Source organism: Massilia sp. LXY-5, from assembly GCF_059801075.1.
In genome coordinates, this window is record NZ_JBNNEH010000005.1 from 134,821 (window position 1) to 149,366 (window position 14,546).

A 14,546-nucleotide genomic window follows, 5' to 3' on the forward strand; every position below is an offset into this window, starting at 1 on the left:
CATGACATCCCTGCGACCGAAACTGATCGCTGCCACGCTGGCGGGCGCGCTGTCCACCGCCGCGGCCCAGCCCGCGCCCGCGAGCTATACGGCCGAGACCACGTATGACAAGCTCGTCGCCAGCTACCCCTTCATCAGGGTGGCCGCCAGCGCGGTGCCGGCCTCGGTGGAGGCGGTGCGCGACATCACCTACGTCCGCCACGGCGAGCGCGCTTTACAGCTCGACCTCTACCTGCCGAAAGCACGCGCCGCCAAGGCCTTGCCCGGCATCGTGTTCGTCCACGGCGGCGGCTGGCGCAGCGGGGTACGCGCCAACTTCGCGCCGATGGCGATCCGCATGGCCGAACGCGGCTATGCAGCGGCCACGATCAGTTACCGGCTCTCGGGCGAGGCGCCGTACCCGGCTGCCGTCATCGATGCGAAGGCGGCCTTGCGCTGGATGCGCGCCAACGCTTCCCGCTACGGCATCGATCCCGCGCGCATCGCCATCGGCGGCGGCTCGGCCGGCGGACAGATCGCCAGCCTGGCCGGCGTCACCGAGGGCATCCCGCGCTTCGATCCAGGTGCCGGGCCGGGTGCCGTGTCGAGCGGCGCACAGGCGATCGTCAACATCGACGGCCTGTCGGATTTCACTTCGGAGGCAGCGCGCAAGTACGAGGACGATCCGAACAAACAGCCTTCGTCGGCCGGCGCCTGGTTCGGCGGGCGCTATGCGGAGAAGCCGGCGCTCTGGCGCGAAGCGTCGCCGACCTTTTACGTCAACCCGCGCACGCCGCCGATCCTGTTCATCGGCAGCGCGCAGGCGCGCTTTGCCGTCGGGCGCGAGGAGATGATCGTCAAGCTGGATGCGGCCGGGGTGCCGAACCGGGTGGTGCTGTTGCCGGAGACGCCGCACAGTTTCTGGTTGTTCGATCCGTGGCTTGGGCCGACGGTGGAGGCGACCGTGCGGTTTCTGGATGAGCATATGCGTGGGGCCGCGGGCAAGTAGTTGTTGGCGTCCTGCGCGGGTGTGCATGCGGTGAACCGCGTGGGCTCCCGAGCCCACGCGTTCTCGCCGCCCGAATATCGGCGCACTATCCAGGCCCGATTACGGCGCTGGATCCCACCCCTGCCCACCGTTAAACCCCGCAAACACCGCCTTCCTGCTGCCGAAGCGTTCCTTCACCTCGTCCGCACGCATGGTGTAGCCGCCCGCGCGGCGCGAGACATCCAGCGGCTTGCCCGCCAAATCCATCGACCCATACTCGCGCCAGCCCTGGCCGGCACTGGCCGTCGCCGGATTCGGCGCCGGCTCCTTGTTCACGCCCGCGCCCGCCCAGCCGACAGGCGCCACGTGCTCTCCCATCCGGGTATTGATGTAGGCAACGTTGTCCCAGGTCGACGCCGTCCCCGGACTGCGTGCCAGGTAGGTCGTCCCAGGCGGTACGCCATTGCCTTTCGGCCCCGGCCCCTGCGTCAGCACGCTGTTCAGGAACACGAACCCGGGGTCGTCCCGCGACACGGTGCGCGCCTGCACGACATAGCCGCCCGAGGCCGGGTTGCCGCTGTCGCCCACCGAACGCAGCTCGCTGTCCTCGAACAGCGCCGCCCGGTTCGCGCCCCAGATGAAGTCGACGTTGCCCTCGACCAGGGTGCGCCAGAACCAGGCATACCCCTTTACCTGGATCGTGTCCTGCTCGCTGAAGAAGCTGGCGTTGCTGGCCACCAGGCGCCCGCCGTCGCTGTTGAAGTAGACCGTCTCGGCCTGGCCGGAACGGGTATTTCCGCGCTGGGTCGTGTTGCGCAGCGTGAGGTTTTCCAGCGTCAGCATGTCGCTTTCCTCGACCGACAGCAGCGGACGTCCGCCGGAGAAGGAGGGTGAGCCCGCGCCCTGGCTGATGCCGGAACCGGGATTCAGGCCATCGTTGTTCATCTCCTCGATCACGACACCCTCGCGGCTCTCGCCGCGGATGGTCAGCCTGTCTTTGCCGAGGACGAAAAGCAGCTCCGGGTAGCGGCCCTTGCGCACGTCGACCGTCACCGGCGCCGCTCTCGGCCAGGCGCGCATCGCGTGGTTCAGGGCGCCCTGCACGGTGCGGAAGTCGGCCGGGCCGTCGTCGTCGACGGTGATCGTCGCACCCTGCGGCGCACGCGCGGCGGTGCGGAAGGTCCAGCCGGACGCCTTGCCGATCCCCCTGAAAGGCGCACCGCCCAGCGCGGCGTCGCGTACCACGCCGTCGCCGACCAGCACCTCGTATTCCTCGCCATACGCCAGCCTGCCCGCGTGCGGCCGGACCAGCAGCGTGTCGCCTTCGACCGTGATCGGCGTGAAGCGCACGTAGCGTGCGCGGGCCAGGCCGGGATCGCCGATGGCGCGCACTTCCTGGCCGAGGCGGACGATGTCGGCCAGCTTTCCGTCCGCCTTGCGGACGATGCGCACGGAACCGCCGGCGCCGAGCGTCGGGGTAGCGTCGAAACGGATGCGCAGCAGCGTGTCGACCGGCACGTCGCGCGCAGCAGCGGCCGGCGAGAGCGCACCCGCCGGTACGGCGCCGGAGGCGGTCGCGGCGAAGGGCGCGTCGACGGTGGCGTCGATCGTGCTGTGCAGGGCGGGGTCAAGCAGGCTCGCGACGACGATCTGCGCCGTGCCGGGCGCCCTCGGCGTGACCAGGATGCCGCCCGTGCTTAGCGCCACCGACGCCACCGCCGGGTTGCTGGAGCGCGCGCCGTAGGGCAGGCGCGTCACGCCGTCGCTGCCGGTGGCGCTGATGCCAATGAACTGGGGCGGATCCCCGGCCTCGGCGCTGAAGGATTGGCCAGTCAGGGCAGGCGCGATGCGCGCCGGCTGTAGGCCCGGCACCCCGGCGCGCAGGTCGTCGAGTTCGAACACGCCGCCCTGGGCCAGGAGGCCGACGCGCGCCTCGCCTGCCGTAAACGCTGGCTGGGGCGCGGTGGTGATCTTTTCGCCGTCGAGGTAAACGGCCAGCATGGCCGGCGCCATCTCGAGGCGCAGCGTGGCGAAGCGGTGTGGCGCCAGGCGCGCACGCGGCACCGTCTTCAGCGTCGTCAGGGCGCCATCCTGCATCTTCACCAGCTGGATCCGCATCGTGTCGCCGCCTGCCGGCAGGTCGATCCCGGCGCCGACCCAGTTACGGGCGTCGCGGTAGCGGCCGACGAGGAACAGCGAACGGGCCGGTCCGCCGCCCGCGGTGCGTACGCGCCCCTCGACAAACGCTTCCCGGCCTCCGGCGGAGCGCAAGCCCGCATTCCTTGACAGCGCCATTAGTCGACCGCTGCCGCCGATCTGCAGCAGGTGGTTCGCCGCGTCCGCGCGCAGCGCCAGCACGGCCGCGCCGCTGCGCTCCAGTTCCCACTGGCCGGCGCCGCGCTCGAAGCCTTCGCAGGCGAGGAAGTCGCTGGAAGGGCAGCCGGCGACGCCTGGGCGCTGCGCGATCCTGCCTGCGCCGGCCTGCGCCAGCACCCAGGCGGCGACCGTGGCGGCAGGGCGCGGCGTGAACGGGTAGGGCACGACCCAGGCCGGCGTGGCCGCCTGGCCGCAGGGCGCGATCGACGCGCCGTTGAGCAGGGAACCCGTGTCGGTGAAGAGACCGTCGTCGTGGGCCGGGTCCTCGAAAGTCTTGATGGCGTCGCGGCAGGAGCGCGCACCGGCGATCTCGAAAGCGTTCGCGTGCGAGACGATGCGCGCGCCCTTGGCCACGCCGACGCTGTAGTCGTGGCCATAGGCCGGATCGCGCCGGTCGCCGACGTGATAATTGTTGAACAGGTGGACCTGGCCGTAGCGCACCCGCGGCGCACGGCTGGCGACGCGCTCGAACAGGTTGTTGCTGATGCTGATGCGCAGGTGCCCGATGTCGCCCGTGGCCTTGTCGCCGGCGCCGATCAGCATGTTCTTCTGGTGCTGGGCGAAGCGGTTGTAGGAGACGGTGACGAAGTCGGACGCGTCGCGGATGTCGAGCGCGCCGTCGTGGCACTGCTTGTGCTTGCCGTTCTCGACCGGCAGCCGGTCGTCCGTGAACGGCGCATCGGTGAAGCTGTTGTGGTCAATCCAGACATGGGTCGATCCGACGATCGAGATGCCGTCGAATTGCGAATTCCAGTTGCCCTGGGCGCCGTCGTGCGGGTCCCATTCCGGCGTCACGTCGCAGGGGTTGCGCAGGTTCAGGTTACGGATGATGACCTGCGAGACCTTGACCACTTCCAGGTGCGCATTGACGAAACCTGCGTCCGCGCCGAGACCTACCAGGGTCGTATTGCTGGGAAGCGCCACCCGGCCGCGCCTGGCCTGGTCGGCATTGCTGGCATACGGCCGGCCTTCGCTCATGTCGATGGTGCCCGCGACCTGGACGATGCGGCTGCCGGTGTGCTTCGGGTCGAGCGCGCGCCGCAGCCCGGCGGCATCGACCACGGTGACGATGTCGGCCGCATCGGCGCCGCCGCGGGTGCCGCCGTCCTGCGCGGCCCAGCCGTCGAGCGGGGCCTCCTGGCGAGCGAAGAAAGCGGACGGCGCCGCCCAGGCGAGGCTGGTGGCGGCCGCCAGCATCAGGGCAAGGGCAGGTCGCTTCATTGGCTCACCGCCAACTGGTTCTTCAGGTCCGGGAACAGGCGCACCAGCTCGGACGCGACCATGCCTGAGAACAGCGCCGCGCCTTTGCCGCCGACGTGGGTGCGGTCGAATGCGCTCTTCGGCGTGCCTTGCGGCTCGGTGCCCGCCGGCGCCGCCGGTGCGCCGAAATTGGCGGGACGCGGCGCCTGCGCCAGGGTATCGGCCTCGTCCTGGCCCATCTTCTGGACCGCGGCGGCGCTGATCGCGTTCAGGTCGATGAGTGCCGCCTTGCGCTGCGCCGCCACCCGGCGGGTGGCGGCGGCCCAGGGCGCGAGGTCGTCCTTCAGGTAGTCGCCCTTGAAGCTGCGGCGGGTGAGCGGCGTCACCAGGACGGGCACGCCGCCGAGCGCCGCGACCTCGGCCGCGTAGCGTTCCATATTGGCCGGGAACTGCGTGACGAGGTCGGTCGAGCGGCCCGGCTTGCCCGGCTGGTCGTTGTGGCCGAACTGGATCAGGACATAGGTCTGTGCAAATGAAGCGCCATCCTTCAGCAGGCTTTGCACCTCGTCCCAGCGTCCTTCGGCGCGGAAGCTGCCGGAACTGCGCCCGCCGCGCGCCAGGTTGATGCAGCGGACCTGCGGCTTGAAGCGCGCGCACAGCGCATCGCCGTAGCCGGATTTCGTGGCCATGGTGGAGTCGCCGACAAGGATGATGCGGGCAGGCCTGGGTGGCGCGTCGGCGGCGAAGGCCGGTGCGGCGAAGAGGGAGAGGGACAGGAGCGCGGCAAGATGCTTCATTCGGGACCTCGAAAGAAAGGAAGCACGGTGGGCCGATTGGCCGCCCACCGTGCGAAGGACCAGCTTAGAACGTGTAGTCGGCCCGCACCGTGTAGGCACGCCCGATCGGCTTGGCGATATTGCGTGCAAAGACGACGCGCGAGGACAGGCGCTGGTTCGACAGCGGCGGATCGGTGTCGAACAGGTTGTTCACGCCGGCCGAGATCTTCAGGTTGCCATTCACCTTGTAGCTCGTCGTCAGGTTATAGACGCGATAAGGCTCGATCACGTTGTAGAACGGCTGGCCCGGCTTCTGGGTCGCCAGCGCGTTCGTGTCTTCGTAGCTCGACGAATACTGCTGCGTCAGCTGGGCGAAGAACGGGCCGTAGTTCCAGTTCACGCGTGCCGTGTGCTTCCATTTGAAGACATAGGTGTTCGACGAGGTCGAGCCGGTGGCGAGGGCGCCGACGCGGCCGACGAAGTCGATCCACTCGCTGCCTGCTTCGTTCTGGCCCTGGTACTTGTCCGTGTAGGTGCCGTCCAGCGAGGCGCCGAAGCGGCCCCAGTTCGCGGTCGGCAGCAGGTAGCTCATGCCGATGTCGATGCCCTGGGTCTTCAGGCCGCCCATGTTCAGGCGGGTCTTCGTGATGTACTGCAGGGTGCCGTCGGGGTTGCGCACGAACAGGTCCTGGTACTTCGCCGGATCGCGGAAGATGGTCGCTTCGTCGATCTGCGCGATCGTGCCCTTCATGTCGATCTTCCAGAAGTCGACCGTGGCCATGAAGTTCCTGAACGGCTCGACCACGAAACCGACGGTATAGGTCTTCGCCTTTTCCGGCCGCAGGTCCGGATTGGCGCCGGTCAGGGTCGTCAGGCGCGTGTTGCAGATGCGCGAAGGATCGAGGTTCAGGCCGGCGTAGCGCGGATCCGGGCTACCGGTGTTGGGCACGTTCGGCGTCGCGCCCGGGCACAGCAGCGGGTCGTCCCAGAGCGAGGTCGATGGGCTCAGGGTACGCGGCGTGCCATACAGCTCCGGCAGGGTCGGGGCACGGAAGCCGGAGCTCACCGTACCGCGGATCATGAGCTGCTTGAGCGGCTGGTAGCGGAAGCTGGCTTTCGGGTTCCAGGTCGAGCCGAAGTCGCTGAAATGGTCGCCGCGGACGGCGACGTTCAGGTTCAGCTCTTTCGTGACCGGTGCATCGAGTTCGACATACATGCCGGCCACCTTGCGCTGGCCGCTCGGGTTGCGGCCCGGCGTGCCGGTCACGTTGTAGGCGACCTCGTTGCCGAGCATGGTCGAGTTTTCTTCGTAGGTCTCGCGGTGCCAGTCGCCGCCGATCGCCACGCCCAGGGCGCCGCCGCCGAGCTCCATGAAGGTGCGCGAGAGGTTGAAGTCGCCGCCGTAGTAGCGCACGTCGCCTTCGCGGTAGACCTGGCCGTCGGCCGAGATGCTCTCGAGGTAGTCGCGGCCGGCCTGGTCCTGCGGTCCGAACGGGTTCAGGATGCCGTTGGCGACACCGGCGTAGACGCCCGGCGTGCTGACATAGCCGTCGCGGAAGCCGACGTCGCGGTGGCTGTACGCATAGGAAGTACCGACGCGGTAATCCCAGCCCTTGAATTCGCCTTCGTCGGCGACGACGACGCGGTGGTTGGTCTGCACGTCGTGGCCGATCGCGCGGCCCAGTTCGTCCAGGCTCCAGTTCAGCGCCAGGTCCTGTCCGGTCACGCCGGCCACTGCGGGCACGCCGCCGCTGCCGCCCGGGTACCACTTGCTCGACTTCGTCATCATCAGCGGCTTGCGCGAGGCCGTCAGGCGGTCGAAGTCGACGTTGGCGCCGAAGGGTTGCGGCGCGTCGCCCGCGTCGATGAAGGAGCGGGCCAGTTGCAGTTCGACGGTCAGCAGCTTGCCGTCGCCGTGCGCCAGCGAGCCCCTGGTGAACCAGGTCGTCTGCTGCGCTTCCGGCAGCAGTTCCGGGTAGATGGTCGGATCGGTGACGCAGACGCGGCTGCCGACGCCGGAGGCGCGGGTCGACGGGACCGTGGTCTGGGTCGCGAACGGGCTCGCGCAACCGGCGGCGAAGTACGGATTGCCGGTGGTGGCGGTCGCCTTGCCCGCGTTATAGACGGTAAAGTTGGCCGGCGAGGCCGCGCCGACACTCGACGAGTTCGGCACGAAGGCGGTGCCGCCGAGCGCGACGATGGTCGCCGGGTCGGTGATGTTCGGGCGGTCGCGCTGCAGCAGCGAGGCGCGTTTCTGGGTGTCGAAGGCGGTGTACAGGTTCCAGCCGTCGGTGGCGAGGTCGCCCTTGCCGGCGACCAGGCCGAAGCGGCGCTGCTCGCCGCCGCCCTTGTGTTCCGGCTGCACGGCGCTGGCGCTGACCGAGACATCCCTGACCGATTTTTTCGTGATGAAGTTGACGACGCCGGCGATGGCGTCGGTGCCGTACAGGGCCGAGGCGCCGTCGCGCAGTACCTCGACGCGCTCGATGGCCGCCATCGGGATCACGTCGACGTTCACCGAGCTGTCGCCGATGGCTTCGTTGGCCAGGCGGCGGCCGTTGAGCAGGACCAGGGTGCGGTTGGTGTTCAGGCCGCGCATGTTGATCATGGTGCCGCCGCCACCGCCGCCGACCGGCTCGTTGGTCGAGGCGACCGTGAGGGCGGTCGCCACTTCCGACATCGTGGTCAGGCCGCGGTTGACCAGTTCTTCCGACTTGATGGTGGTGAGGGGCAGGGCGTTCTCGCTGGCGAGGCGCTTGATCGAGGAGCCCGTGACTTCGACGCGCTGCATCGGGGCTTCCTGGGCGCCGGCGCTGTTGGCCAGGGTCAGGACCGCGACCGCGACGGCCGACAGGATGAAGCGTGGTTGCGTAATGCCGTTTTGGTGTTGCACTGCGTGTCTCCTGCGTGTGATCGTCAATCGCGTCCGGGTGTACCCCCCGGATCGCTCGAATGGGATACCTCGCGTATCCCTGCCGTTGCGACGAGAGCCAGTCTGGCCGAGGTCACCACCGGTCGATTATTGCGCGCCGTCAGGAATGCCTGCGGCGCAATTGTTGTGCGGGAATTGTACTTTGGTCTGGCCAGTTCTGCAATCTGGCTGTGCCAGTTAATTTTCCGGCCTGAACGCTGTACGTACGTGGTCAGCCAGCGGCGGCAGCAGGCGGGGCGGGCGGGGACGGCAGAGGAGGGGAGGAAGACTGAGGCGGCCGCAGTCGTTCGCGCGGCCGCCTTGCGTGCGGCGTGGATCAGCCGCGCGAGAAGGTGCGCGTGACGCGGTCGAGGTGGGCGCGCATCGCGGTGCGGGCGCCGGCGACGTCGTGCGAGGCGATCGCCGAGAAGATGTTGCGGTGGTCGAGCAGGGTCTGCTGGCGCAGTTCCTCGGTCTGGAAGTGTTCCTTCAGCTTGTGCCAGAGCGAGCCGCGCTGGCTCCACAGGTATTCGATGACGCCGACCATCGCGCTGTTACCGGTGGCGCGCGCGATCGCGAGGTGGAAGTTGCGGTCGGCCGACTCGTTGCCGCTGCGCTCCTCGTGGTGCTGCTCCATCTCGAGCACGGCGACCAGGATGGCATCGATTGCCGAATCGCTGGCGTGCTTGGCGGCCAGGGCCGCGACCTCGACCTCGATCAGGCGGCGCGCGGCCAGCACCTCGAAGGGGCCGGGACCGGCGGTCGGCACCTCGGCCTGCGGCGTGGCCTGCTCGCTGACGTACACGCCCGAGCCGCCGCGCACCTCGACGGTGCCGCCCAGTTCGAGGGCGATCAGCGCTTCGCGCAGCGAGGTGCGCGAGACGCCCAGCTTGGTCGCCAGGTCGCGCTCGGAGGGCAGGCGCTCGCCCGGCTGGATGTTCTCGGCCCGGATCAATTCCTCGATCTTGCTCGACACCACCCGGTACAGTCGCGGCTCGTTGGCACCGGCTTCGTTCGGGGCAGGGATCTTCTTCATTGTGCGGGTTCGTCCTGGAATGGTGGTGTGATCAAAAACTAGTGGATCTTAGTTGGCCGGGCGGGATGTTGCAAGTGGGTCAACGAAAAATGGCAGACGCCACTACACGCCGGCCGCGTCGCTCGCTTCCTGCGCCCGCCGCAACCTTTCGCGGCTGTTACTCAAATGCGTCCGCATCGCCGCCCGCGCGCTTTCCGCGTCGCTGCGCGCGATCGCACTGTAGATGTCCTCGTGCTCGTTGATCACCCGCTCCAGGTACTGCGCCGGATCGTCCTGCGCGATGCGCGCCGAATTCAGGCGCGCGCGCGGGATGATGTTGGTGCCGAGGTGGCTCAGGATGTCGTGGAAGTAGCGGTTGCCCGAGCTCTGCGCGATCAGCAGGTGGAAGGCCATGTCCGGCGCCACCGTCCCGACGCCCTTGCGCGCGCAGTCCTCGAAGCTGTCGAGCGCCGCGCGCAGCTCGCGCAGCTGCTCGTCGCTGCGGCGGCCGGCAGCCAGCCCCGCCGCTTCGGTCTCGAGGCTGATGCGCAGTTCCAGCAAGGCCAGCACGTCGCGCATCGTCACCACCGTCGCCGGGTCGAGCCCCATCGGCGCGGCCGCGGCGGGTTCGAGCACGAAGGTGCCGATGCCGTGGCGGGTCTCGACCAGGCCGGCCGCCTGCAGGTGCGAGATCGCCTCGCGCACGACAGTGCGCGACACGCCCAGGATGCGCATGATTTCGGACTCGGTCGGCAGCTTGTCGCCCGGCTTCAGGCTGCCGCTCTTGATGCTGTCGGTGAGGTGGGCGACGACGCCCTGGGCCAGGTTGCGGTGGCGCTTCAGGGGTGCTGCTGTTGGCGAGGATGTATTCATGATCGGGAAATTGGTCGCGCGCCGCCTGGTCGACGGGCGACGGGATTATACGCCGGGCGTTTGTCTGATGACAGACGATAGCTGCTTTAATAATGACGCCAGACCAGGCGGGCATGCTGCAGCTCGCGTTCAGGCCCTGGATCGACCAGCCAGGCGATCTTCCCCGCCACCACGGTCGCCACCGGAACCCCGTCGCGAAACAGGATGCGGTTGCCGCCGAGCGCCGGCACCTTGTCGCCGGGGAGCAGGGTGCCGCACAGGTTCAGTGGGTCGACGCCGGAGATGAGGACCAAGGCGCCGTCGAGCGGGCGCCGGCGCACTTCACGCAGCAGGGGAATCGCTTCCGGCAGCGCGAACTGTTCGCCCGAGAAGCCGGCGACGAAGCGCCCGCCGCGGATCTCGCCGCGTGCTTCCAGCCGGTGGTAGACCGGCAGCAGCTCGCGCCAGGACGGCATCCAGGCCGCCTCGCGTTCGAGCAGGCGCCAGAACATCACGCCGTAGCGGCGCAGCAGGGTCATGGCGACATGCTCGAGCGTCTCCGGATCGAGCTTGCGCCGGCGCGGCGGCGTGGCGGGGTGCTCGTCAGACGGCTGCGCGCGCCGCACCAGCGCCCAGCGGCCCGCTTCTTCCATCGTCGGGCCGGCGCCACGGCGTTTTTTACGATCATTGCTGGCGCGCTTCGATGCCGGGAGCAGCATCGCGCGCAGGCCGGCAAAGCTGTCGGCGTTTACGAATCCGGTCGCCACCAGTTCGCCCAGGGCGGTTTCCAGTTCCACCGGGAGCATGCGCGCATCGAACTGCAGTTCGTCGAAGAACATGGCGCCGTCGCGCCGCAGCGCCTCCAGCACTTTCGAGGCACGCGGCGAGATCTCGGGCGGCCCGCCCGGCAGCGGCAGCGCATGCCAGAGCGCGACCTGGCGCCGCGGCAGCAGCACGATCGGCGTGCCGCGCACCGGGCCGCCGGCGGCTGCGCGCGGGGCATCGATGCGGGTCCAGACCAGTTTGCCGGAGCGGCACAGGTCGTCCAGCCAGAGCATCGAATAGTCGCGCAGGCGCAGGCCGAGCAGGTCCGCCTCCCAGGCGCCGGCCGCGGCCTCGTAGCCTTCGAGCTGGGCCAGCAGCAGGGGCAGGGCGTCCTGGCCCTGCCATTGGGTGTCCTCGGTCAGGTGCTGCCAGTCGAACAGGAAGCGCATGTAGTCGCGCAGTTCGACCGGCTCGATCTCGCGCCGCAGCCGCTTGATGGTGTAGCGGTGGATGCGCGCCAGCAGGTGCCGTTCGCACCATTCTTCTTCCTCCGCACCCGGGGTGAAGCGGCCACGCATCACATAACCCTGTGCTTCCAGCGCACCAAGCGCGATCGCCGCCGTCGATTCCGGCAGCGCCAGCGCGGCCGCGATGTCCGGCAAGGTCTGCGGCCCGAAGCCGGTCAGGCGCGCACGCATGATCTCGACCAGGGCCTCGTCGCGCGTCCACGGTTCGCCATCGTTGCCGCGGTGGCTGTCCGGGATCCTCAGGGCGGGCGTGCATTCGGCGCCCGGATAGGCAGCCAGCACGCAATCGAGGCGTTCGAGCGCGACCCAGGCCTGCAGCCCGGCGCCGCGCACGCGGGTCGCGCGGCCGGCCTCGGCCAGCTCTTCCAGCCACTGCGGCCAGCCCGCGCGCGCCAGGGCCTCCTGCTGCGTCACGAGGCTCAGGGCCACTAGCGCTTCCTGGACCTCGTCGCTGTTCCTCGTCTGCGGCCAGGCTTCCTCGGCGACGCCGGCGATCGCCTCGAGGTCGAGCGCGCCCATGTCATCCGTTGTCGCCGGGTCGCTCCAGCGCCGGTTGATCACGGCCTGGGTGCGCCGTTCTTCCAGCGGCGCATCGTCGAGGAAGGCGTAGGGACGGGCGTTGAGGATTTCCGCCGCCAGCGGCGAGGGCGCCGGCAGGTCGCGCGCGACCAATGCGATCTCGCCGTTCTCGATCCGGCGCAACAGGGCCAGCCAGCCTTCGCTGTCCATCGCCTCGTGCAGGCAATCGTCCAGGGTCTGCTCGACCAGCGGGTGATCCGGCAGCTCGCGGTCACCGGCGATGTTTTCCAGGCAGGCGGCGCCGTCCGGGAAGATCGAGGCCAGTAAATCGTCGCTCTTCATGCGCTGCAGCTGGGGCGCGACTTTACGGCCGCCGGCGAAGCGCGGCAGGGCCAGCGCCGTGGTCGCGTTCCAGCGCCAGCGCACGTTGAACAAGGGTGCATCGAGCAGGGCCTGGACCAGGATCGGTTCGGCGGTGGCGGACTTCAGGTAGCGCCAGACCTCGTCCAGCGGGAAGCTGTGGCTGGTCGAGAGCGAGAGGATGATCGCGTCCTCGGTGGCCGCGGCCTGCAGCTCGAAGTTGAAGGTACGGCAGAAGCGCTTGCGCAGGGCGAGGCCCCAGGCGCGGTTGATGCGGCTGCCGAAAGGCGTGTGGATCACCAGCTGCATGCCGCCGGACTCGTCGAAGAAGCGCTCCATCACCAGCGTGTCGTGGGTCGGCAGGGCGCCCAGGGCCGCGCGCGAACGGGCCAGGTAGTCGACGATCTGGCGTGCGGCATCCTCATTCAGGCCGAGGTGCTCGAGCAGCCAGTCGACGGCCAGGTCCAGCGCGGCCTCGCCCGAGCTGCTGGCAAGCTGCGCTTCAATCTCGGCGCGCAGGCGTGCCACGCCCATCGACAGTTCATCGCTGCGACCGGGCGCTTCGCCATGCCAGAAGGGGATGTTGGGCGCGGCGCCGCCGGCGTCTTCCACCCGTACCTTGCCGCTTTCGACCTTCATGATCCGGTAGGAGGTATTCCCGAGCTGGAAGACGTCGCCCGCCAGGCTCTCGACGGCGAAGTCCTCGTTCACGGTGCCGACCGAATGGCCCTGCGGTTCGAGCAGCACCGTGTAGTCGGCATTCTCCGGGATCGTCCCGCCCGAGGTGACGGCCGCCAGCTTGCCGCCGCGCCGGCCGCGCAGCGAGCGGGTCGCGGCATCGCGGTGGATGTAGGCGCCGCGCACGCCGTTGCGGGTCGTGTAGCCCTCGGCCAGCATGCGCAGCAGGGCGTCGTACTTGTTCCGTTCCAGTTCCGCATACGGCGCCGCGCCGCGCACCAGTTGGAACAAGTCGTCCTCGCCCCATTCGCGGCTGCCCACTTCGGCCACGATTTGCTGGGCCAGCACGTCGAGCGGCGCGCGCGGGATGCGCAGCAGGTCGAGTTCGCCGCGCCGCACGCAGTCGAGCAGGGCGGTGCATTCGATCAGGTCGTCGCGCGAGGTCGGGAACAGGCGCCCCTTCGGCGTGCCGCCGACCTGGTGGCCCGAGCGGCCCACGCGCTGCAGAAAGGCCGCGATATTCCGGGGCGAGCCGACCTGGCAGACCAGGTCGACGTCGCCGATGTCGATGCCCAGTTCCAGCGAGGCCGTGGCGACCAGCACCTGCAGCTCGCCACGCTTCAGGCGCTGCTCGGCCTCCAGCCGGAATTCCTTGGCCAGGCTGCCGTGGTGGGCGGCCACGTGTTCGCTGCCCAGCCGGTCGCCCAGGTGGCGCGCCACGCGTTCGGCCATGCGCCGGGTGTTCACGAAAATGAGCGTGGTCCGGTGCAGTACCACGAGTTCCATCATGCGGTCGTAGACCCGCTCCCAGACTTCGTTCGGCAGCACCGCCTCCAAGGGAACTGGCGGCAGTTCCAGCCCCAGGTCGCGCGCGCGGACGTGGCCGACGTCGACCACGGCGCAATCGCCGCCGGCGCGCCCGACCAGGAAATCGGCCACCAGCGACAGCGGTTTCTGGGTCGCCGACAGGCCGACCCGCACCGTGCGCCGGCCGCACAGGGCATCGAGCCGCTCCAGGCTGAGCGCCAGGTGGCTCCCGCGCTTGCTGCCGGCCACGGCGTGGATCTCGTCGACGATCACGGTGCGCACCGTCGACAGCATCGCCCGGCCGCTGTCGGAACCCAGCAGCACATACAGCGACTCGGGCGTCGAGACGAGGATATGCGGGGCGCGCTTCCGCATCGCGTTGCGCTCGGCGGTCGTGGTGTCGCCCGTGCGCACGGCGGTGCGGATGCCGTGCGGCGGCAGGCCCATTGCTTCGAGCTGGGCGCCGATGCCGGCCAGCGGCCCCTCCAGGTTGACGCGGATGTCGTTCGACAGTGCCTTCAGGGGCGACACGTAGAGCACCTGGGTCTCGTCGGGCAGAGGGCCGTCTTCGCTCTCGCGCACCAGGTCGTCGATCGCGGCCAGGAAAGCGGTGAGGGTCTTGCCGGAGCCGGTCGGCGCCGCGACCAGGGTGGGGCGGCCGGCCTGGATCAGCGGCCAGGCGCGCAACTGCGCCTCGGTCGCGGCGGGAAAGCTGGCGGCGAACCAGCTGGCCACGGCGGGGTGGAAATCGTGGCGGAGATGTTTCACGGGGGCGCGATCGTTCATCGTCAGC

Annotated in this window: 7 protein-coding genes; 1 reads left to right on the forward strand and 6 read right to left on the reverse strand. The window is 69.3% G+C overall.

Going from position 1 to position 14,546, the window contains the following annotated elements; genetic code table 11:
* The first annotated feature begins 1 nt into the window (after position 1).
* Positions 2 to 988, forward strand: a complete 987-nt coding sequence (locus ACI48I_RS15665; RefSeq protein WP_498574707.1) for an alpha/beta hydrolase fold domain-containing protein — start codon at positions 2 to 4, stop codon at positions 986 to 988.
* 99 nt (positions 989 to 1,087) lie between these two features.
* On the opposite strand, the gene ACI48I_RS15670 is transcribed toward ACI48I_RS15665, so the two are convergent.
* The 6 genes from ACI48I_RS15670 to ACI48I_RS15695 form a co-directional block, all read right to left on the reverse strand.
* A complete protein-coding gene (locus tag ACI48I_RS15670; protein WP_498574708.1) occupies positions 1,088 to 4,564 on the reverse strand; it encodes a pectinesterase family protein in 3,477 nt (1,158 codons plus the stop codon).
* Positions 4,561 to 5,340, reverse strand: a complete 780-nt coding sequence (locus ACI48I_RS15675; protein ID WP_498574709.1) for a rhamnogalacturonan acetylesterase — start codon at positions 5,338 to 5,340, stop codon at positions 4,561 to 4,563. Before ACI48I_RS15675 ends, ACI48I_RS15670 begins: the two co-directional genes overlap by 4 nt.
* A gap of 64 nt (positions 5,341 to 5,404) precedes the next feature.
* On the reverse strand, positions 5,405 to 8,212 hold the full coding sequence (locus ACI48I_RS15680) for a TonB-dependent receptor domain-containing protein (RefSeq protein WP_498574710.1): 2,808 nt from the start codon (positions 8,210 to 8,212) through the stop codon (positions 5,405 to 5,407).
* Positions 8,213 to 8,567: 355 nt separating this feature from the next.
* Positions 8,568 to 9,266 carry a FadR/GntR family transcriptional regulator gene (locus tag ACI48I_RS15685; RefSeq protein ID WP_193685676.1) on the reverse strand — a complete coding sequence of 233 codons (699 nt, stop codon included), beginning with the start codon at positions 9,264 to 9,266 and terminating at the stop codon, positions 8,568 to 8,570.
* Positions 9,267 to 9,368: 102 nt separating this feature from the next.
* Positions 9,369 to 10,118, reverse strand: coding sequence for a FadR/GntR family transcriptional regulator (locus ACI48I_RS15690; protein ID WP_498574711.1), 750 nt, complete (start codon positions 10,116 to 10,118; stop codon positions 9,369 to 9,371).
* A gap of 86 nt (positions 10,119 to 10,204) precedes the next feature.
* Positions 10,205 to 14,539, reverse strand: a complete 4,335-nt coding sequence (locus ACI48I_RS15695; RefSeq protein WP_498574712.1) for a DEAD/DEAH box helicase — start codon at positions 14,537 to 14,539, stop codon at positions 10,205 to 10,207.
* Positions 14,540 to 14,546 lie beyond the last annotated feature (7 nt).

Bases quoted from the DNA above. Each gene is read 5' to 3' on its own strand.
- ACI48I_RS15665 (WP_498574707.1), top strand. From the start codon at position 2: ATGACATCCCTGCGACCGAAACTGATCGCTGCCACGCTGGCGGGCGCG.
- ACI48I_RS15670 (WP_498574708.1), bottom strand. From the start codon at position 4,564: ATGAAGCGACCTGCCCTTGCCCTGATGCTGGCGGCCGCCACCAGCCTC.
- ACI48I_RS15675 (WP_498574709.1), bottom strand. From the start codon at position 5,340: ATGAAGCATCTTGCCGCGCTCCTGTCCCTCTCCCTCTTCGCCGCACCG.
- ACI48I_RS15685 (WP_193685676.1), bottom strand. From the start codon at position 9,266: ATGAAGAAGATCCCTGCCCCGAACGAAGCCGGTGCCAACGAGCCGCGA.
- ACI48I_RS15690 (WP_498574711.1), bottom strand. From the start codon at position 10,118: ATGAATACATCCTCGCCAACAGCAGCACCCCTGAAGCGCCACCGCAAC.
- ACI48I_RS15695 (WP_498574712.1), bottom strand. From the start codon at position 14,539: ATGAACGATCGCGCCCCCGTGAAACATCTCCGCCACGATTTCCACCCC.